Origin of the sequence: Citreimonas salinaria (assembly GCF_900107235.1) — a bacterium.
GTDB classification, from domain to species: domain Bacteria; phylum Pseudomonadota; class Alphaproteobacteria; order Rhodobacterales; family Rhodobacteraceae; genus Citreimonas; species Citreimonas salinaria.
The window spans coordinates 125,726-144,812 of the sequence record NZ_FNPF01000009.1; the positions used below are offsets into that span (position 1 = coordinate 125,726).

Consider the following 19,087-nt stretch of genomic DNA (forward strand, 5'->3'; position numbering starts at 1 on the left):
GGAGGGCAGATGATGATGCGCTCTGGAGTGATCGCAAAGAAGATCGGGATGACGCGGCTGTTCCTCGAGGACGGCAAGCAGGTCCCGGTTACCGTTCTGCAGATGGACAAGCTGCAGGTCGTAGCACAGCGGACCGTGGACAAGCACGGCTATTCGGCCGTCCAGCTTGGCGCGGGCACCGCGAAGGTCAAGCGCGTGAGCAAGGCGATGCGCGGCCATTTCGCCGTCGCCAAGGTTGAACCGAAGCGGAAGATCGCGGAGTTCCGCGTGGCCCCCGAGAACCTGATCGAAGTGGGTGAGGAAATCACCGCCGATCATTACTTCGAAGGTCAGTTCGTCGACGTCTGCGGCACCACCATCGGTAAGGGTTTTGCCGGTGCGATGAAGCGGCACAACTTCGGCGGTCTGCGCGCCTCGCACGGCGTGTCGGTCAGCCACCGCTCGCACGGCTCGACCGGCCAGTGCCAGGACCCCGGCAAGGTGTTCAAGGGCAAGAAGATGGCCGGCCACATGGGCTCTGTTCGTGTGACCACGCAGAACCTGCAGGTCGTTAAGACGGACGCGGATCGCGGCCTGATCATGATCAAGGGCGCGGTTCCGGGCTCGAAGGGCGGCTGGGTGACGATCAAGGACGCGGTGAAGAAGCCGACGCCCGAGAACATCATCCTGCCCGCCGCGCTGAGATCTGCCGCGGAAGAAGCAAAGCGTCTGGCCGAGGAAGCCGCGAAGGCTGCCGAGGAAGAGGCACGGGCCGCCGAAGAGGCACGCCTGGCCGAAGAGGCGGCGCAGCAGGAAGCGGCGCTGAAGGAAGCGCAGGCGGACATCGCCGACGAGTCGGCCGAGACCGACAACTCGGACGCCGAGAAGAAGGACGGTGAGGAATGAAACTCGACGTGATCAAACTGGACGGCGGCAACGCCGGGTCGGTCGAGCTGACGGACGAGGTCTTTGGCCTCGAGCCGCGCGCCGACCTGCTCCACCGCGTGGTCCGCTGGCAGCGCAACAAGGCGCAGCAGGGCACCCACAAGGTCAAGACGCGGTCCGAAACCAGCTACTCGACCAAGAAGATCTATCGCCAGAAGGGCACCGGCGGCGCACGCCACGGTGACCGGAACGCGCCGATCTTCCGCAAGGGTGGCATCTACAAGGGCCCCGTGCCGCGCAGCCACGCGCACGACCTTCCCAAGAAGGTGCGCAAGCTGGGCCTGATGCACGCGCTGTCCGCCAAGGCGAAGTCGGGCAACCTGGTGGTGATCGACATCGCCGAGGCCGACGGCAAGACCGGCGTGCTGGCAAAGCAGATCGGTGCACTGGGCTGGAAGCGCGCGCTGATCATCGACGGACCCGAGGTGAACGAGGGCTTCGCCGCAGCGGCGCGCAACATCGCAGGTCTGGACGTGCTGCCCAGCATCGGCGCCAACGTCTATGACATCCTCAAGCGTGACACGCTCGTGCTCACGAAGGCGGGTGTCGAAGCACTGGAGGCTCGACTGAAATGAGCGCGAAACCCGAACACTACGACGTGATCCGCAAGCCGATCGTGACCGAGAAATCCACCATGGCGTCCGAGCACGGCGCGGTGGTCTTCGAAGTGGCGATCGACGCGGCCAAGCCCGTGATCAAGGAAGCGGTGGAGACGCTGTTCAACGTCAAGGTGAAGGCGGTCAACACCACCGTCACCAAGGGCAAGAACAAGCGGTTCCGCGGCATCAAGGGCCGTCGCAAGGACACCAAGAAGGCCTACGTGACGCTCGAAGAGGGCAACACGATCGACGTGACCACCGGTCTGTCGTAAGGCTGGCGAAATGCAGGAAGGGCCCCGAGCAGCGATGCCGCGGGGCCTTTCGCGTTTCGGCTGTCCCACGGTAAGACACCGCCCGAGGCGCCGAACATCATTCGGTTACAGAGGCGGATCCGGAATACCTTAATCTCTGGTCCAATTCGAGCCCGTTCCGGGCCGTGTCGCGCGCCCTTCCTTAAGGTCGTCCGCCGCAGGCGTGCAGGGACAGCAAGCCAAGTCGAGGCTGCGGGAGACCCTGCGAGGATCGGCATCCTGTCCTGGTCGTGGGCGGTCAGTTCCTTGCGCTGGTGGCATGGCACCGTGTTCGCCGTTCAGCTCTCCCGCGCCGTTCTTGGGCGGCGTACTGCGGACCGTGACGTGTTGGAGGGCATGACGGATGCGTGGCCAAGGCCGCTTGACTGTCCCGGCCGGCTTTCCTACAAGCCCGCAACCGCCAAGCCCCGGATTCGTCCGGGGCTGTTGGTTTCGTCCTGTCCGATTCTTCTGGAATAGCCGGGACCGCATACGCCGGGGACCTTCGGGGCCCTTCATCCGGGCGCCTCGTGCGCCCCAAACAGAGCGACCCGCCAACGGGTCGCCCAAGCTGACGGAAGACAGAAAGCATGGCACTCAAGTCGTACAAGCCGACGACGCCGGGCCAGCGCGGGCTGGTGCTGATCGACCGTTCGGAGCTGTACAAAGGACGCCCCGTCAAGAGCCTCACCGAGGGTCTGACGAAGAAGGGTGGCCGGAACAACACCGGACGGATCACCGCACGACGCCGCGGTGGCGGGGCGAAACGCCTCTACCGGATCGTCGATTTCAAGCGGACCAAGTTCGACGTGCAGGGCACCGTTGCCCGCATCGAATACGATCCCAACCGTACCGCCTTCATCGCGCTGATCCAGTACGACGACGGCGAGCAGGCCTATATCCTGGCGCCGCAGCGCCTGGGCATCGGCGACCGCGTGATCGCGGCCACCAAGGCGGACATCAAGCCGGGCAACTGCATGCCGTTCTCGGGCATGCCGATCGGCACGATCGTCCACAACATCGAGCTGAAGCCCGGCAAGGGCGGCCAGATCGCGCGCGCCGCGGGCACCTATGCCCAGTTCGTCGGCCGTGACGGCGGCTACGCACAGATCCGCCTGAGCTCGGGCGAACTGCGCATGGTCCGCCAGGAATGCCTGGCCACCGTGGGTGCGGTGTCGAACCCCGACAACAGCAACCAGAACTTCGGCAAGGCCGGCCGCACCCGCCACCAGGGCAAGCGTCCATCGGTCCGCGGCGTCGTCATGAACCCGATCGACCACCCCCATGGTGGTGGTGAAGGCCGGACCTCGGGCGGCCGCCACCCGGTGACCCCGTGGGGCAAGCCGACCAAGGGCAAGCGCACCCGCAATCCCAACAAGGCGTCGCAGAAGCTGATCCTGCGCTCGCGCCACGCCAAGAAGAAAGGGCGCTAAGATATGGCACGCTCTGTTTGGAAGGGCCCTTTCGTCGATGCTTACGTCCTCAAGAAGGCCGAGAAAGCACGCGAATCTGGCCGCAACGAAGTCATCAAGATCTGGTCGCGCCGCTCGACGATCCTGCCGCAGTTCGTGGGACTCACGTTCGGTGTGTACAACGGGCACAAGCACGTTCCGGTGAACGTGTCCGAGGACATGATCGGTCAGAAGTTCGGTGAATACTCGCCGACCCGCACCTATTACGGGCACGCGGCAGACAAGAAAGCGAAGAGGAAGTAAGCCATGGGCAAGGATAAGAATCCCCGCCGCGTGGCGGACAACGAGGCGATGGCGAAGCTGCGCATGCTGCGCACCAGCCCGCAGAAGCTGAACCTCGTCGCTCAGCTGATCCGCGGCAAGAAGGTCGAGCGGGCCCTGACCGATCTCACCTTCTCGAAGAAGCGGATCTCGGACGACGTGCGCAAGTGCCTGCAATCGGCCATCGCGAACGCCGAGAACAACCACGGCCTGGACGTCGACGAACTGGTCGTCGCCGAGGCCTATGTCGGCAAGAACCTGGTGATGAAGCGCGGCCGTCCGCGGGCGCGTGGCCGGTTCGGCCGGATCAACAAGCCGTTCTCGGAAATCACCATCAAGGTGCGCCAGATCGAGGAGCAAGCCTAATGGGTAACAAGACCAATCCGATCGGCATGCGCCTGCAGGTCAACCGCACCTGGGACAGCCGCTGGTTCGCCGACACCAAGGATTACGGTGATCTGCTGCTCGAGGATATCCGCATCCGTGCGTTCATCCACGAGGAAGCCAAGCAGGCCGGCATCAGCCGCGTGATCATCGAGCGCCCGCACAAGAAGTGCCGGGTGACGATCCATGCCGGCCGTCCCGGTGTGATCATCGGCAAGAAGGGCGCCGACATCGAGGTGCTGCGCAAGAAGCTGTCGAAGATGACCGACAGCGAACTGCACCTCAACATCGTCGAGGTCCGCAAGCCGGAACTGGACGCGCGCCTGGTGGGTGAGTCGATCGCCCAGCAGCTCGAGCGCCGGGTGTCCTTCCGCCGTGCCATGAAGCGCGCGGTTCAGAACGCCATGCGCATGGGTGCACTGGGCATCCGCGTCAACGTCGCCGGCCGTCTGGGCGGTGCCGAGATCGCGCGGACCGAGTGGTACCGCGAGGGTCGCGTGCCGCTGCACACGCTGCGTGCCGACATCGACCACGCCGCCATCGATGCCCAGACGCCTTACGGCATCATCGGCATCAAGGTGTGGATCTTCCGGGGCGAGATCATGGATCATGACCCGTCCGCGCATGATCGCCGTGCGCAGGAAATCCAGGACGGTCCGGCCCCGCGTGGCGCCGGTCGCGGCCGCTAAGGAGGGGATGACATGCTTCAACCCAAACGCACCAAGTTCCGCAAGATGCAGAAGGGCCGGATCAAGGGCGAGGCCAAGGGCGGCTCTGACCTGAACTTCGGCACCTTCGGCCTGAAGGCGACCCAGCCCGAGCGCGTCACCGCGCGCCAGATCGAGGCAGCCCGCCGTGCCATGACGCGCCACATGAAGCGTCAGGGCCGCGTCTGGATCCGGATCTTCCCCGACACCCCGATCTCGGCCAAGCCGATCGAGGTCCGCATGGGTAAAGGTAAGGGTTCGGTCGACCGCTGGGCCTGCAAGGTCAAGCCGGGCCGCGTGATGTTCGAGATCGACGGCGTCAGCGAGGAGATCGCCCGCGAGGCGCTGCGCCTGGCTGCGATGAAGCTGCCGATCAAGACGCGCACCATCGTCCGCGAAGACTGGTAATCCCGGTCTTTCGGTAGTGACAGGGCCCCCGGCGCGGATGCGGCGGGGGCTTTTTCGTGCCGGTTTCGGCGTTCGACAGGAGGATGCAGATGATCGCGTGGCTGCGCGTCAACGTCTCGAGGCTCGTGATGCGGGCGAGCGAGCGGGGCAACCCGCTGGCCCGGCGTCTGAACGCACGGGCGACACAGAGTTACATCGCCAATCTGCCGCCGCATTCGTCGATCGTGCCCGGCCCGTTCCAGGTTCCCGACCTCGACCGGCCGCTGCCGGACACCGCGCGGGCGCGCCTGTTCGGCGACCACGAGCTGACGCCGCTCGCCCCCGCGCCAGTGGTTGCGGAGGACCTGGTCGGCCGGTGCGTGGGCGACATCCAGACCGGGCTGGGCAGCACCGGGGTGGGCAACCACGGCTTCGTGGGGATCGACCTGGGCGGCGATTGGCTGATCGTGCCGCTTTACGCCGCCGCGCAGTGGATCACGCTCGACGGCCGGCTGCTGGCCGATCCGGGGCACGCCGCCGCGGGGCGCGCGGCTCCCTGGCCGGCCGAGGACGCATCGGCCCGTGTCGCGGGCGCCACGATTTCGGCGGCGACGCTTCGCCCGCACGCCATGCGGCTGGACCTGGACAACGGCGCGCGGCTTGAAATCGTACCCGATCCGTCCGGCCGGCCGAGGACGGAACACGGCGGCCATGTCCGTGCGTTCCTGCCCGAGGACGACCTGTCCGCCGCCATGTTCCTCAGCCCGACACCCGTCATCTACGGCCTGGGCTGAAAGCCCGCCGTTCCCGCTCCGAAAGGAAACACCATGCCCGACATCCGCTCGCTTTTCGCGACCCGCCTCTACCACGCCAAGCTGTCCGACCACGGCCCGGCTGTGGACAACAAGGAACTGACCGCGTCGTGCTATTCCATCGCCGAGGATGACGAGGCGGGGCAGGAATGGTGCGAGACGGAAGGCTACCCCGGCTACACGTCCTATGCCTCGCTGACCGACCTGCCGTGGCGCTTTCCGATCTTCGCCGACGTGGTCAAGGCGCTGGATGCGCACGTGGCGGCCTTCGCAAAGGACCTGGAGTTCGACCTCGACGGCCGCGCGCTGGTGGTCGAGGATATCTGGATCAACGTCCTGCCCGAGGGCGGCAGCCACGGCAGCCACATCCACCCGCACTCGGTGATCTCGGGAACGACCTACGTCAAGATGCCGGGCGGAACCAGCGCGCTGAAGCTCGAGGACCCGCGCCTGCCGATGATGATGGCAGCGCCCGTGCGCAACAAGGGCTGCCGCGAGGAACTGAAGAGCTTCGTCTACGTGGCGCCCGAGGCGGGCGACGTTCTGCTGTGGGAAAGCTGGCTGCGCCACGAGGTGCCGATGAACATGGCCGAGGACGACCGTATCAGCGTCAGCTTCAACTACAAATGGGAGTGAATCCCGCAGGGCATCGCGCGGTCTGGCGGGCGTTTCGACAGCGTGAAGACGCGGGGTTGCCAAGTTTGGCGAAGCGGCCTATACGGCCGTTTCATCCACGGACTCCACCGGAATCAGGGTGACCCAGGGCATATGCATGGGGCTCTCCGGTGATGTTGAAAGAAGGAAAGGGCGACATGAACGCCAGCGAACTCCGTGACAAGACCCCGGACCAGCTCCGGGACCAGCTTGTCCAGCTCAAGAAGGAGGCCTTCAACCTCCGATTCCAGGCGGCCACCGGCCAGTCGGAAAACACCGCGCGCATGCGCGTCGTCCGTCGTGACGTCGCCCGCGTGAAGACGATCCTGAACGAAAAGGCCGCGTCCGCGGCAACGGAGGCGTAAGACATGCCCAAGCGTATCCTGCAAGGCACCGTCACCTCGACCGCCAACGCACAGACCGTGACCGTCCTGGTCGAGCGCCGCTTCAAGCATCCGATGATGCAGAAGACCGTCAAGCGCACCAAGAAATACCGCGCCCACGACGAGGCCGGCACCTATTCCGTGGGCGACAGCGTCCGCATCATCGAATGCGCGCCCCGGTCCAAGACCAAACGCTGGGAGGTGTACGCGGAGTAATCCGCGCCCACCATACCGGTTTACGAAACCCCGGGGTCAATGTCCCAGTAAAGGGCGGCCCCGGAAGTCGGGAGACACCACATGATCCAGATGCAGACCAATCTGGATGTCGCTGACAATTCCGGAGCCCGGAAGGTTCAGTGCATCAAGGTCCTCGGCGGCTCGCATCGCCGCTACGCATCGGTCGGCGACATCATCGTCGTATCCGTGAAAGAGGCCATTCCGCGCGGCCGCGTGAAGAAAGGTGACGTTCGCAAGGCCGTCGTCGTGCGCACCGCCAAGGAAGTCCGCCGCGAGGACGGCACCGCGATCCGCTTCGACCGCAACGCCGCCGTCATCCTCAACAACGCGAACGAGCCCGTCGGCACCCGTATCTTCGGGCCGGTGGTGCGCGAGCTGCGTGCCAAGAACTTCATGAAGATCATCTCGCTTGCTCCGGAGGTGCTGTGATGGCTGCCAAACTGCGCAAGGGTGACAAGGTCATCGTCCTGGCCGGCAAGGACAAGGGCAAGACCGGCGAGATCAGCCGCGTCATGCCGACCGAAGGCAAGGCCGTGGTCGAGGGCGTGAACCTCGCCATCCGCCACACCAAGCAGAGCCAGTCGAGCCAGGGCGGCCGCATTTCGCAGGCCCAGCCGATCGACCTGTCGAACCTCGCCCTCGTCGATGCCAACGGCAAGCCGACCCGCGTGGGCTTCCGCATGGAAGGGGACAAGAAGGTCCGCTTCGCCAAGACCACGGGGGACGTGATCGATGCTTGATACGGCAAACTACACGCCGCGCCTCAAGGCGCTGTTCCGCGACGAGATCAAGGCCAAGCTGAAGGAAGAATTCAGCTACGGCAACGACATGATGGTTCCGCGCCTCGACAAGATCGTGCTGAACATCGGCTGTGGCGCCGAGGCGGTCCGCGATTCCAAGAAGGCCAAGTCGGCCGTCGAGGACCTGACCCGCATCTCGGGCCAGCAGGCCGTCGCCACGCTGGCGAAGAAGTCGATCGCCGGCTTCCGCGTCCGCGAGGAAATGCCCCTGGGTGCCAAGGTCACGCTGCGCGGCGACCGGATGTACGAATTCCTCGACCGCCTGATCACCATCGCGATGCCGCGCGTCCGCGACTTCCGCGGCGTGAAGCCCAGCTTCGACGGCCGTGGCAACTTTGCCATGGGCCTGAAAGAGCACATCGTGTTCCCCGAGATCGACTTCGACAAGGTCGACGAGGTCTGGGGCATGGACATCATCATCACCACCACCGCGAAGACCGACGCGGAAGCCAAGGCGCTGTTGAAGCATTTCAACATGCCCTTCAACGCCTGAGGGAGCCGAGAATCATGGCCAAGAAAGCAATGATCGAACGCGAGAAGAAGCGTCAGCGGCTGGTGGAGAAGTATGCCGCCAAGCGCGCCGCGCTGAAGGATGCCGCGAACGACGAAAGCAAGCCGATGGAAGAGCGCTTCAAGGCGCGCCTGGAGCTGGCGAAACTGCCGCGCAACTCGTCGCCGACGCGTCTGCACAACCGCTGCCAGCTGACCGGGCGTCCGCACGCCTACTACCGCAAGCTGAAGATCAGCCGGATCATGCTGCGCAACCTCGGATCGACGGGGCAGCTGCCCGGCGTCGTGAAGTCGAGCTGGTAAGGGAGGGCATGGTATGAACGATCCTATCGGCGATATGCTCACCCGTATCCGCAACGCACAGATGCGCGGCAAGTCGACCACGATGACGCCGGCCTCGAAGCTGCGCGGCTGGGTGCTCGACGTCCTGCAGGACGAAGGTTACATCCGCGGCTACGAGAAGGCGTCCGACAAGAACGGACACCCGGTGTTCGAAATCTCGCTCAAGTACTTCGACGGCACGCCCGTCATCCGTGAGGTCAAGCGCGTCTCGAAGCCCGGCCGCCGCGTCTACATGAGCGTGAATGACATCCCGCAGGTCCGCCAGGGCCTGGGTGTGTCGATTGTCAGCACGTCCAAGGGCGTGATGTCGGATGCCAGCGCCCGCGCCGCCAATATCGGCGGCGAGGTGCTCTGCACCGTATTCTGAGGAGGGCTTTGGTATGTCTCGTATTGGGAAGAAACCGGTCGATCTGCCCTCTGGCGTGAGCGCGTCGGTGTCCGGGCAGACGATCGAGGTCAAGGGCCCGAAGGGCACGCAGAGCTTCACCGCGACCGACGACGTGACCATCGTCGTCGACGGCGAGGCCATCAGCGTGACGCCGCGCGGCAAGTCCAAGCGCGCCCGTCAGCAGTGGGGGATGTCGCGCACGATCGTGGCGAACCTGGTGCACGGCGTGACGGACACCTTCAAGAAAGAGCTCGAGATCCAGGGCGTGGGTTACCGCGCGCAGGTCCAGGGCAACGTCCTGAAGCTGAACCTGGGCTACAGCCACGACGTCGATTTCGCGATCCCGCAGGGGGTGACCATCACCTGCCCGCGGCCGACCGAGATCATCGTCGAGGGCCACGACAAGCAGGTGGTTGGCGAGATCGCGGCGAACATCCGCGACTGGCGCCGGCCAGAGCCGTACAAGGGGAAGGGTATCCGCTACAAGGGCGAGTACATCTTCCAGAAGGAAGGCAAGAAGAAGTAAGGACACGACAGATGGCAAACAACAAACGTCAGCTGTTCCAGAAGCGCCGCCTGCGTGTCCGGAACAAGCTTCGGAAGACCAACGCCGGGCGCGTTCGTCTTTCGGTTCACCGCTCGAACAAGAACATCAGCGTCCAGCTGATCGACGACGTTCAGGGCAAGACCCTCGCCGCCGCCTCCACGATGGAGAAGGATCTCGGCGTGGTCGGACAGAACAACGTCGAGGCGGCGACCAAGATCGGCGCCGCGATCGCCGAGCGTGCCAAGGCCGCCGGCGTGACCGAGGCGTATTTCGACCGCGGCGGGTTCCTATATCACGGTCGCGTCAAGGCGCTGGCCGACGCGGCACGCGAAGGCGGGCTGAAGATCTGATGGTCGGGGCCGGCATCGTCCGGCCCCTTCCGCTGCAGACGGGGCGGGTTCCGACCGGCCCTTCACGGTGTAGGCGGCATCTGCCGCCTCGATGATCCGGGGGCGCGTCCGCGCGGCCCACCATGGATCGGGAACAAACGGCGCGCATCGCGCCCGATAGACGAGGATTTGCCGCATGGCAGAGAGAGACAACCGCCGGGGCGGCCGCCGCGACCGCGACGAGAACCCGGAATTCGCCGATCGCCTGGTGGCGATCAACCGCGTGTCGAAGACCGTCAAGGGCGGCAAGCGCTTCGGCTTCGCTGCGCTGGTCGTCGTGGGCGACCAGAAGGGCCGCGTCGGCTTCGGCAAGGGCAAGGCCAAGGAGGTCCCCGAGGCCATTCGCAAGGCCACCGAGCAGGCGAAGCGCAAGATGATCCGCGTTCCGCTGCGCGAAGGCCGCACGCTGCACCATGACGGCAAGGGCCATTCCGGCGCCGGCAAGGTGACGCTGCGCACCGCGCCGCAGGGTACCGGCATCATCGCCGGCGGCCCGATGCGCGCCGTGTTCGAGATGCTGGGCGTTCAGGACGTGGTCGCCAAGTCGACCGGCTCGCAGAACCCCTACGCGATGATCCACGCCACGCTCGACGCGCTGCAGAACCAGAACTCGCCGCGCATGGTCGCGCAGCGCCGCGGCAAGAAGGTCGTCGACATCCTGCCCAAGCGCGACGAGGCCCCCGCCTCGGGCGATCCGCAAACCCACGTGGCCGAGGAGGCTTAATCCATGGCGAAGACCATCGTCGTCAAGCAGATCGGCAGCCCGATCCGCCGGCCCGCCAAGCAGCGCGAGACGCTGATCGGCCTGGGCCTGAACAAGATGCACAAGACCCGCGAGCTTGAGGACACGCCCTCGGTCCGCGGCATGATCAACAAGATCCCGCACCTGGTCGAGATCGTCGAAGAGCGCGGCTGACGCGCCCAGACGCCGACAGGCCGTCATGAGCAAGGCCCTCGCCATCGGCGGGGGCCTTGTCGCGTTCCGGCAGGGTGGCGCGGCTGTCGCGGCGGTAGAAGTCGCAGCCTCCGCAGGGCAGCCGTGCATCCGCGCACCCCGCGCCCGTTTGTCGCGCCCGGTCCGCGCGCTACTTGCTCGCTGTCGAAACGGGGCAGCACAGCCCCGGTCAACAACGGGAGTGAATCATGACCCAGACACGCCGCACCTTCCTGGCCACCGCAGCCGCGGTCGGCACGATCACCGTGCTGCCCTTCGCCGCCCTCGCCGCCGCGCATGAGGGCAACACGTTCCAGACCGACATGGGAGACGTCACCGTGCACCCGGTCTCGCACGCGTCCTTCGTGATGGAGACGCCGGCCGGCACGATCTATGTCGACCCGGTGGGCGACGTCGCGCAGTATTCTGACTTTCCGGAGCCCGACCTGATCCTGATCACGCACGAGCACGGCGACCACTACAACGCCGAGACGCTGCAGGCGCTTATGGGCGAGAACACGACGCTGATCACCAACCCCGCCGTGTCCGACATGCTGCCCGAGGGGCTGTCGGCGGACACCGTTCTGGCCAACCGCGAGCAGACGACGTGGCAGGACGTCACCATCGACGCGATCCCGGCCTATAACATGACCGAGGGGCGCACCGACTTTCACCCCGAGGGCCGCGACAACGGCTATGTGCTGACGATGGGCGATTTCCGCGTCTACGTCTCGGGCGATACCGAGGATATTCCCGAGATGCGCGCGCTGGAGGACATCGACGTCGCCTTCGTCTCGATGAACCTGCCGTTCACGATGACCGCCGAGGCAGCCGCCGATGCGGTGAAGGCATTCCAGCCGACCTATGTCTACCCCTACCATTACCGCGGCCGCGACGGCGGCACGCAGGACCCGCAGGCCTTCGCCGAGATGGTCGGCGACGCGTCCGAGGTGAAGATGGGCGACTGGTACGCGCCCGGCGAACTGGAGGGGTAGGGCAGGCGGCTTCGGCCGCACCGACCCGGGCTGCCCGGCATCGAAACGGACGGGGCGCGGAATGCCGCGCCCCGTCTTGCTTTGGTCGCGGATTCGACGGGCGGTCTCGCCGTGGATTTTGCCGCAGGGCGGGGCGGCACGGAGGCCTTGAACGCGGCGGCGGTGGCGGCTATACGCCCCCGGTGGCCCGCCAGGGTCCGAATCCGTATCAACACCATGCCGTGGGCTGCCCATCTCGCTTCGGGGCAGCATCCGGCGAAGGAGAAGCGACATGAAACTGCACGAACTGCGCGACAACGACGGCGCGACCCAGTCCAAGAAGCGGCTCGGCCGCGGCCCGGGTTCGGGCAAGGGCAAGACGGCCGGCCGTGGTATCAAGGGTCAGAAATCCCGTTCGGGCGTGGCCATCAACGGCTACGAGGGCGGCCAGATGCCGCTCTACCAGCGTCTGCCCAAGCGCGGCTTCAACAACTACAACCGCCGTGATTACGCGGTGGTGAACCTGGGCATCCTCCAGAAGTTCGTCGACGCGGGCAAGCTCGACGCCAAGGCCGACCTCGACGAGGACGCGCTGGTCGCATCCGGCGCCGTGCGCCGCAAGCGCGACGGCATCCGCGTCCTGGCCAAGGGCGAGCTGAAGACCGCGCTGAAGCTGTCGGTCACCGGCGCCAGCAAGGCCGCGATCGACGCGGTCGAGAAGGCCGGCGGCAGCCTGACCGTCAGCTCCGCGGCGGAATAAACGGGTTGTGAGCGGGCCGCGGCCCGCTTACATCTGCGCACAGTTTTCCCGTAAACGCCGCCGACGCCGGGACGCGCTCGGCGGCGTTTCACTGACAGAGAGATCCGCATGGTATCCGCAGCAGAGCAAATGGCCGCCAACACAAGCTGGTCGGCGCTTGGCAAGGCCACAGACCTGCGCAACCGCATCCTGTTCACGCTGGGCCTGCTGATCGTCTACCGCGTCGGCACCTTCCTGCCGGTGCCGGGGATCGACGGCGGCGCGCTGCGCGACTTCGTCGACCAGGCGGGCAGCGGCATCGCCGGCATGGTGTCTATGTTCACCGGTGGCGCGCTGGGACGCATGGGGATCTTCGCGCTGGGGATCATGCCCTACATCTCGGCCTCGATCATCGTGCAGCTGCTGACGGCGATGGTCCCGCGTCTCGAGCAGCTGAAGAAAGAGGGCGAGCAGGGGCGCAAGAAGATCAACCAGTACACCCGGTACGGCACGGTGCTGCTGGCGACCTTCCAGGCCTACGGTCTGGCCGTCAGCCTGGAAGCGGGCGACCTGGTGACCGATCCGGGCTGGTATTTCCGCGCGTCCTGCGTGATCACGCTTGTCGGTGGCACCATGTTCCTGATGTGGCTGGGCGAGCAGATCACCCAGCGCGGCATAGGCAACGGCATCTCGCTGATCATCTACGTGGGCATCATCGCCGAGGTTCCGGCGGCGCTGGCGCAGTTCTTCGAAAGCGGCCGGTCGGGCGCGATCAGCCCGGCGCTGATCCTGGGCGTGATCGTCATGGTGGCGGCGCTGTTCACCTTCGTGGTGTTCATGGAGCGATCGCTGCGCAAGATCACCATCCAGTATCCGCAGCGCCAGGTCGGGATGAAGATGACCCAGGCGCAGACCAGCCACCTGCCGGTCAAGGTCAACCCGGCGGGCGTGATCCCGGCAATCTTCGCAAGCTCGCTGCTGCTGCTGCCGACGACGATCTCGACCTTCGCGGGCGAGGGGACGTCGGGTCCGGTCATGTCCACGATCCTGGCCTATTTCGGCCCCGGCCAGCCGCTGTACCTGCTGTTCTTCGGCGCCATGATCGTGTTCTTCACCTACTTCTACACGTTCAACGTGTCGTTCAAGCCCGACGACGTGGCCGAGAACCTCAAGAACCAGAACGGCTTCGTGCCCGGCGTGCGGCCCGGCAAGAAGACGGCCGAGTATCTGGAATACGTGGTCAGCCGGGTGCTGGTCCTGGGCTCGGCCTACCTGGCGGCGGTGGCCCTGCTGCCCGAGGTCCTGCGGGCGCAGTACGCGATCCCGTTCTACTTCGGCGGAACGTCGGTGCTGATCGTGGTCAGCGTCGGCATGGACACCATCCAGCAGGTGCAGAGCCACCTTCTGGCGCATCAATACGAAGGCCTGATCCAGAAGTCGCAGCTGCGCGGCAAGGGCAAGGGGCGGAAGAAACGGGGGGCACCGGCTAGACGATGAACATCATACTTCTCGGACCGCCGGGGGCGGGCAAGGGCACTCAGGCGAAGTTCCTGGTGGAAGAGCACGGGCTGACCCAGCTGTCGACCGGAGACATGCTGCGCGAGGCTAAGGACAGCGGCACCGAAATGGGCAACCGCGTGGCCGAGGTCATGGCCCGCGGCGACCTGGTCACCGACGACATCGTCATCGGCCTGATCCGCGAAAAGCTGAAGGACGGTGGTCGCGGCTTCATCTTCGACGGCTTCCCGCGCACCCTGCCGCAGGCCGATGCGCTGGAGGATCTTCTGAAGGAGGAAGGCCGGAAGGTCGACCACGTGATCGAGCTGCGCGTCGACGACGACGCGCTGGTGGACCGGATCTCGAACCGCTCGACCTGCGCGAAATGCGGCGAGGTCTACAACGACAGCACCAAGCCGATCCCCGAGGACGGCAAGTGCGCCAAGTGTGGCGGGACCGAGTTCAAGCGCCGGGCCGACGACAACGAGGAAAGCCTGCGCAAGCGGCTGATGGAATACTACAAGCAAACCTCGCCGCTGATCGGGTATTACCACGTCAAGGGCCAGCACGAGGTCGTGGACGGACTGGCCGACATCGAGACGGTCAAGGCGCAGGTCAACGCCAAGCTGACCTGACGCGCCCGGGCCGGCCGGCGGATCGAGTCCGCCCGCCCGGAACGCCGCCTCGTGACGCCCCGCCGATCGCTTGCCGGCGGGGCCGCGCTTTGGCCTTGACGCCGGATTCGAATCCTCCTAGGCACCGGCATCTCTAGCAAGAGTTAAAGTCCAGAAGCGTGGTCGGATCCGCGCAGCGGACCAATCCGATCAGCAAAGCCCGACGGCGCCATGCCTCGGGCCGTAGTTGTGAAAAAAGGGCCTGGCGTTACGGGCTCGCAACGAAAAGGAAGATTACGTGGCACGAATTGCCGGCGTCAACATCCCGACCCACAAGCGCGTTCCGATCGCGCTCACCTACATCCACGGCATCGGCCCCGCCGCCGCCAAGGAAATCTGCGCGGCCGTCAACATCGACGAATCCCGCCGCGTCAACGAGCTGTCCGACGCCGAAGTGCTCGCCATGCGCGAACACATCGACGCGAACCTGACGGTCGAAGGCGACCTGCGCCGCGAAGTGCAGATGAACGTCAAGCGCCTGATGGACCTGGGCAGCTACCGCGGTCTGCGTCACCGCCGGAACCTCCCCGTGCGCGGCCAGCGCACGCACACCAACGCTCGCACGCGCAAGGGCCCCGCAAAGCCCATTGCCGGCAAGAAGAAGTAAGGGAGGCATACGGACATGGCACGCGATACTCGCCGCACCGCCGGCAAGAAAAAGGTCTCGAAGAACATCGCCACCGGTGTGGCGCATGTGAACTCGACCTTCAACAACACCAAGATCCTGATCTCGGACGTCCAGGGCAACGCGATCTCCTGGTCGTCCGCAGGCACGATGGGCTTCAAGGGCTCGCGCAAGTCGACTCCCTACGCCGCGCAGCTGGCGGCGGAAGACGCCGGCAAGAAGGCTGCCGAGCACGGCATGAAGACCCTCGAGGTCGAAGTGCAGGGCCCGGGTTCGGGCCGCGAAAGCGCGCTGCGCGCGCTGGCGGCCGTCGGCTTCAACATCATGTCGATCCGTGACGTGACGCCGATCGCCCACAACGGCTGCCGCCCGCCGAAGCGCCGCCGCGTCTGAACGACGTTCGGTTTCCGATCCTGGGGGCGGGCTGTTTTGGCCCGTCCCCGACACGTTTTTTTGAACCTCGGGCGTCTCGCCGCTAAGGACATGGGCAGCGGGGCAGGTATGGAGGGAGCAGCATGATCCACAAGAATTGGGCCGAACTGATCAAGCCGACGGCGCTTGAGGTCAAGCCGGGCGCCGATCCCACGCGGCAGGCGACGCTGATCGCCGAGCCGCTGGAGCGCGGCTTCGGCCTGACGCTGGGCAACGCGCTGCGTCGCGTCCTGCTGTCGAGCCTTCAGGGCGCGGCCATCACCAGCGTGCAGATCGACAACGTCCTGCACGAGTTCTCGTCCGTGGCGGGTGTCCGCGAGGACGTGACCGACATCATCCTCAACCTCAAGCAGGTCAGCCTGCGCATGGAGGTCGAGGGGCCGAAGCGGCTGTCGATCAACGCCAAGGGCCCGGGTGTCGTCACCGCCGGCGACATCTCGGAGAGCAACGGGATCGAGGTGCTGAACCGCGACCACGTGATCTGCCACCTCGACGAGGGCGCGGACGTCTACATGGAGCTGACGGTGAATACCGGCAAGGGCTACGTGTCGGCGGACAAGAACAAGCCCGAGGACGCACCGATCGGCCTGATCCCGATCGACGCGATCTATTCGCCGGTCAAGCGCGTCAGCTACGACGTCCAGCCCACCCGCGAGGGCCAGGTTCTGGACTACGACAAGCTGACGATGAAGATCGAGACCGACGGCTCGGTCACCCCGGACGACGCGATCGCCTACGCGGCGCGCATCCTGCAGGACCAGCTGTCGATCTTCGTCAACTTCGACGAACCCGAGGCGGCCAGCCGCCAGGAAGACGAGGACGGGCTGGAATTCAACCCGCTCCTGCTCAAGAAAGTGGACGAGCTGGAACTGTCGGTCCGTTCGGCCAACTGCCTGAAGAACGACAACATCGTCTATATCGGCGACCTGATCCAGAAGACCGAGGCCGAGATGCTGCGCACGCCGAACTTCGGCCGCAAGTCGCTCAACGAGATCAAGGAAGTGCTGTCGGGCATGGGTCTGCACCTCGGCATGGATGTCGAGGACTGGCCGCCGGACAACATCGAGGACCTGGCCAAGAAGCTGGAAGACTCGTTCTGAGACAGGGGCCCGTCCTCCGATCCGCTCGGAGGTCGGCCCACCCTCCCACCCCCGCCCTCCGATCGGACCGCAGGACGGGCGGGACCGGGCACAACGCCCCAAGGTGAGCCGCTGACACGCATCGGTGGCCGGACAAAGCAAAACCGCCCGTAGAGGGCAGACGGAGTAAGACACATGCGTCACGCAAAAGGCTATCGCCGCCTCAACCGCACCCACGAGCACCGCAAGGCGCTGTTTTCCAACATGGCCGGCTCGCTCATCGAGCACGAGCAGATCAAGACGACGCTGCCCAAGGCCAAAGAACTCAAGCGCGTCATCGACAAGCTGATCACGCTGGGCAAGCGCGGTGACCTGCACGCCCGCCGCCAGGCGGCCGCGCAGCTGAAGGAAGACAAGGACGTCGCCAAGCTGTTTGACGTGCTGGGTCCTCGCTACGCCGAGCGTTCGGGCGGGTACTGCCGCGTGTTGAAGGCCGGCTTCCGCTATGGTGACATGGCGCCGATGGCGATCATCGAACTGGTCGACCGCGACGTCGACGCCAAGGGTGCAGCCGACCGCGCCCGCGTCGAGGCCGAGGAGAACGAAGAGGCGTAAGCCCTTCTTTCCGCCGAATTTCCAAGGCCCCGCCGGTCCGGCGGGGCCTTTCGCGTTCCGGGGCAAGCTTGCAACGGCGCGCAAGGGCGGACATATCGGGACGGTGTTCCCAACCGCGCGAGGCCGCCATGGCCGACCTTTTCGACCGCACCGCAGATGCGCCGCGCCCGCTGGCCGACCGGCTGCGCCCCGCAGCCCTGCCCGAGGTGATCGGGCAGGAACAGGTGCTGGGCCCGGACGCGCCGCTGGGGGTGATGCTGGCCTCGGGGACGTTGTCGTCGGTCGTTTTCTGGGGACCGCCGGGGGTGGGAAAGACCACCATCGCGCGGCTGCTGGCCGACGAGACGCAGCTGCACTTCGTCCAGATCAGCGCGATCTTTTCCGGCGTGGCCGAGTTGCGCAAGGTCTTCGACGCGGCGCGCGCGCGGCGGCGGGACGGGCAGGGCACGCTGCTGTTCGTCGACGAGATCCACCGCTTCAACAAGGCGCAGCAGGACAGTTTCCTGCCGCACATGGAGGACGGAACGATCCTGCTGGTGGGCGCCACCACCGAGAACCCCAGCTTCGAACTGAACGCGGCGCTTCTGTCGCGTGCGCAGGTGCTGGTGCTGCAACGGCTGGGACATGACGACCTGGAACGTCTGGCCGCGCGGGCCGAGGAGGTGACGGGCAAGGCGCTGCCGCTGGACGCGCAGGCGCGCGCCGCGCTGATCGGCATGGCGGACGGCGACGGGCGCGCGCTGCTGAACCTGGTCGAGCAGGTGCTTGCGTGGAAGATCGACGCGCCGCTTGATGCCGCGGCGCTGTCGACGCGGCTGTCGCGCCGCGCGGCGCAATACGACAAGTCGGGGGACGCCCACTACAACCTGATCTCGGCGCTGCACAAATCGGTGCGAGGATCGGACCCGGACGCGGCGCTATATTGGTTCGCGCGGATGCTGGATGCGGGCGAGGACCCGCGTTACCTGGCGCGGCGGATAACGCGGATGGCGGTCGAGGATATCGGGCTGGCCGACCCGCAGGCGCAGGCGATCTGCCTGCAGGGCTGGAAGACCTACGAGCGGCTGGGCAGCCCCGAGGGCGAACTGGCGATCGCGCAGGCGCTGGTATACTTGGCGTTGGCGCCGAAATCGAACGCGGTCTACGCGGGCTACAAGGCCGCGCGGCGCACTGCCAAGTCGACCGGTAGCCTGATGCCGCCCAAGCACATCCTGAACGCGCCGACCAAGCTGATGAAGGACGAAGGCTACGGCAAGGGCTACGCCTACGATCACGACGCGGAAGACGCCTTTTCGGGACAAGACTACTTTCCCGACGACATGGACCGGCAGGCGTTCTACGAGCCGGTCGAGCGCGGCTTCGAGAGGGACCTGCGCAAGCGGATCGAGTATTTCGCGAAGCTTCGCAGTCAGCGCGACGCCTGACGGTCCGA

30 protein-coding genes are annotated in these 19,087 nt (G+C 65.9%); all 30 read left to right on the forward strand.

Annotated elements, in window-relative coordinates; genetic code table 11:
- Positions 1-12 precede the first annotated feature (12 nt).
- The 30 genes from rplC to BLW27_RS12605 all read left to right on the forward strand — a co-directional run bounded on the left by rplC (position 13) and on the right by BLW27_RS12605 (position 19,079).
- The gene (gene rplC / locus BLW27_RS12460) at positions 13-885 is read left to right on the forward strand and encodes a 50S ribosomal protein L3 (RefSeq protein ID WP_089883776.1); all 873 of its coding nucleotides are present in this window, start codon (positions 13-15) and stop codon (positions 883-885) included.
- The gene (gene rplD / locus BLW27_RS12465) at positions 882-1,499 is read left to right on the forward strand and encodes a 50S ribosomal protein L4 (protein ID WP_089883716.1); all 618 of its coding nucleotides are present in this window, start codon (positions 882-884) and stop codon (positions 1,497-1,499) included. The genes rplC and rplD overlap by 4 nt, the downstream gene beginning before the upstream one ends.
- Positions 1,496-1,795 carry a 50S ribosomal protein L23 gene (locus BLW27_RS12470; RefSeq protein ID WP_089883717.1) on the forward strand — a complete coding sequence of 100 codons (300 nt, stop codon included), beginning with the start codon at positions 1,496-1,498 and terminating at the stop codon, positions 1,793-1,795. The genes rplD and BLW27_RS12470 overlap by 4 nt, the downstream gene beginning before the upstream one ends.
- Before the next feature lie 608 nt (positions 1,796-2,403).
- Entirely contained in the window at positions 2,404-3,246 is an 843-nt protein-coding gene (gene rplB / locus BLW27_RS12475) for a 50S ribosomal protein L2 (protein WP_089883718.1), read from the forward strand.
- Positions 3,247-3,249: 3 nt separating this feature from the next.
- Complete coding sequence (gene rpsS, locus BLW27_RS12480; RefSeq protein ID WP_089883719.1) at positions 3,250-3,528, forward strand: 30S ribosomal protein S19; 279 nt, start codon at positions 3,250-3,252, stop codon at positions 3,526-3,528.
- Positions 3,529-3,531: 3 nt separating this feature from the next.
- The gene (gene rplV / locus BLW27_RS12485) at positions 3,532-3,912 is read left to right on the forward strand and encodes a 50S ribosomal protein L22 (protein ID WP_089883720.1); all 381 of its coding nucleotides are present in this window, start codon (positions 3,532-3,534) and stop codon (positions 3,910-3,912) included.
- A complete protein-coding gene (rpsC, locus tag BLW27_RS12490; RefSeq protein ID WP_089883721.1) occupies positions 3,912-4,619 on the forward strand; it encodes a 30S ribosomal protein S3 in 708 nt (235 codons plus the stop codon). The genes rplV and rpsC overlap by 1 nt, the downstream gene beginning before the upstream one ends.
- Positions 4,620-4,631: 12 nt before the next feature.
- Positions 4,632-5,045 (forward strand): 50S ribosomal protein L16, encoded by a 414-nt coding sequence (gene rplP, locus BLW27_RS12495; protein ID WP_089883722.1) that lies wholly within the window; start codon positions 4,632-4,634, stop codon positions 5,043-5,045.
- A gap of 89 nt (positions 5,046-5,134) precedes the next feature.
- A complete protein-coding gene (locus BLW27_RS12500; RefSeq protein ID WP_089883723.1) occupies positions 5,135-5,818 on the forward strand; it encodes a hypothetical protein in 684 nt (227 codons plus the stop codon).
- A 33-nt stretch (positions 5,819-5,851) separates the two neighbouring features.
- Positions 5,852-6,472 (forward strand): TIGR02466 family protein, encoded by a 621-nt coding sequence (locus BLW27_RS12505; protein ID WP_089883724.1) that lies wholly within the window; start codon positions 5,852-5,854, stop codon positions 6,470-6,472.
- Between the two features lie 176 nt (positions 6,473-6,648).
- Positions 6,649-6,855 carry a 50S ribosomal protein L29 gene (gene rpmC, locus BLW27_RS12510; RefSeq protein ID WP_089883725.1) on the forward strand — a complete coding sequence of 69 codons (207 nt, stop codon included), beginning with the start codon at positions 6,649-6,651 and terminating at the stop codon, positions 6,853-6,855.
- A 3-nt stretch (positions 6,856-6,858) separates the two neighbouring features.
- Complete coding sequence (gene rpsQ / locus BLW27_RS12515; protein WP_089883726.1) at positions 6,859-7,089, forward strand: 30S ribosomal protein S17; 231 nt, start codon at positions 6,859-6,861, stop codon at positions 7,087-7,089.
- A gap of 81 nt (positions 7,090-7,170) precedes the next feature.
- The gene (gene rplN / locus BLW27_RS12520; RefSeq protein ID WP_089883727.1) at positions 7,171-7,539 is read left to right on the forward strand and encodes a 50S ribosomal protein L14; all 369 of its coding nucleotides are present in this window, start codon (positions 7,171-7,173) and stop codon (positions 7,537-7,539) included.
- Entirely contained in the window at positions 7,539-7,850 is a 312-nt protein-coding gene (rplX, locus tag BLW27_RS12525; RefSeq protein ID WP_089883728.1) for a 50S ribosomal protein L24, read from the forward strand. Before rplN ends, rplX begins: the two co-directional genes overlap by 1 nt.
- Positions 7,843-8,403, forward strand: a complete 561-nt coding sequence (gene rplE / locus BLW27_RS12530; protein WP_089883729.1) for a 50S ribosomal protein L5 — start codon at positions 7,843-7,845, stop codon at positions 8,401-8,403. The genes rplX and rplE overlap by 8 nt, the downstream gene beginning before the upstream one ends.
- Positions 8,404-8,417: 14 nt before the next feature.
- The gene (rpsN, locus tag BLW27_RS12535) at positions 8,418-8,723 is read left to right on the forward strand and encodes a 30S ribosomal protein S14 (protein ID WP_089883730.1); all 306 of its coding nucleotides are present in this window, start codon (positions 8,418-8,420) and stop codon (positions 8,721-8,723) included.
- A gap of 13 nt (positions 8,724-8,736) precedes the next feature.
- Complete coding sequence (rpsH, locus tag BLW27_RS12540; protein WP_089883731.1) at positions 8,737-9,129, forward strand: 30S ribosomal protein S8; 393 nt, start codon at positions 8,737-8,739, stop codon at positions 9,127-9,129.
- Between the two features lie 13 nt (positions 9,130-9,142).
- Entirely contained in the window at positions 9,143-9,676 is a 534-nt protein-coding gene (gene rplF / locus BLW27_RS12545) for a 50S ribosomal protein L6 (protein WP_089883732.1), read from the forward strand.
- Between the two features lie 11 nt (positions 9,677-9,687).
- Positions 9,688-10,047: a 50S ribosomal protein L18 gene (gene rplR, locus BLW27_RS12550; RefSeq protein WP_089883733.1), complete on the forward strand. Its 360-nt coding sequence runs from the start codon at positions 9,688-9,690 to the stop codon at positions 10,045-10,047.
- A 175-nt stretch (positions 10,048-10,222) separates the two neighbouring features.
- Positions 10,223-10,810, forward strand: coding sequence for a 30S ribosomal protein S5 (rpsE, locus tag BLW27_RS12555; protein ID WP_089883734.1), 588 nt, complete (start codon positions 10,223-10,225; stop codon positions 10,808-10,810).
- Between the two features lie 3 nt (positions 10,811-10,813).
- Positions 10,814-11,002: a 50S ribosomal protein L30 gene (rpmD, locus tag BLW27_RS12560; protein ID WP_089883735.1), complete on the forward strand. Its 189-nt coding sequence runs from the start codon at positions 10,814-10,816 to the stop codon at positions 11,000-11,002.
- Positions 11,003-11,229: 227 nt separating this feature from the next.
- Positions 11,230-12,015, forward strand: a complete 786-nt coding sequence (locus BLW27_RS12565) for an MBL fold metallo-hydrolase (protein ID WP_089883736.1) — start codon at positions 11,230-11,232, stop codon at positions 12,013-12,015.
- Between the two features lie 271 nt (positions 12,016-12,286).
- Positions 12,287-12,754, forward strand: coding sequence for a 50S ribosomal protein L15 (gene rplO, locus BLW27_RS12570; protein ID WP_089883737.1), 468 nt, complete (start codon positions 12,287-12,289; stop codon positions 12,752-12,754).
- Positions 12,755-12,862: 108 nt separating this feature from the next.
- Entirely contained in the window at positions 12,863-14,230 is a 1,368-nt protein-coding gene (gene secY / locus BLW27_RS12575; protein WP_089883738.1) for a preprotein translocase subunit SecY, read from the forward strand.
- Positions 14,227-14,865 (forward strand): adenylate kinase, encoded by a 639-nt coding sequence (locus tag BLW27_RS12580; protein WP_089883739.1) that lies wholly within the window; start codon positions 14,227-14,229, stop codon positions 14,863-14,865. The genes secY and BLW27_RS12580 overlap by 4 nt, the downstream gene beginning before the upstream one ends.
- 277 nt (positions 14,866-15,142) lie before the next feature.
- Positions 15,143-15,511, forward strand: coding sequence for a 30S ribosomal protein S13 (gene rpsM, locus BLW27_RS12585; RefSeq protein WP_089883740.1), 369 nt, complete (start codon positions 15,143-15,145; stop codon positions 15,509-15,511).
- Between the two features lie 15 nt (positions 15,512-15,526).
- The gene (gene rpsK / locus BLW27_RS12590; protein WP_089883741.1) at positions 15,527-15,922 is read left to right on the forward strand and encodes a 30S ribosomal protein S11; all 396 of its coding nucleotides are present in this window, start codon (positions 15,527-15,529) and stop codon (positions 15,920-15,922) included.
- Between the two features lie 122 nt (positions 15,923-16,044).
- A complete protein-coding gene (locus tag BLW27_RS12595) occupies positions 16,045-17,061 on the forward strand; it encodes a DNA-directed RNA polymerase subunit alpha (RefSeq protein WP_089883742.1) in 1,017 nt (338 codons plus the stop codon).
- A gap of 174 nt (positions 17,062-17,235) precedes the next feature.
- The gene (rplQ, locus tag BLW27_RS12600; RefSeq protein WP_089883743.1) at positions 17,236-17,655 is read left to right on the forward strand and encodes a 50S ribosomal protein L17; all 420 of its coding nucleotides are present in this window, start codon (positions 17,236-17,238) and stop codon (positions 17,653-17,655) included.
- Between the two features lie 128 nt (positions 17,656-17,783).
- Positions 17,784-19,079 carry a replication-associated recombination protein A gene (locus BLW27_RS12605; protein WP_089883744.1) on the forward strand — a complete coding sequence of 432 codons (1,296 nt, stop codon included), beginning with the start codon at positions 17,784-17,786 and terminating at the stop codon, positions 19,077-19,079.
- Positions 19,080-19,087: the final 8 nt, after the last annotated feature.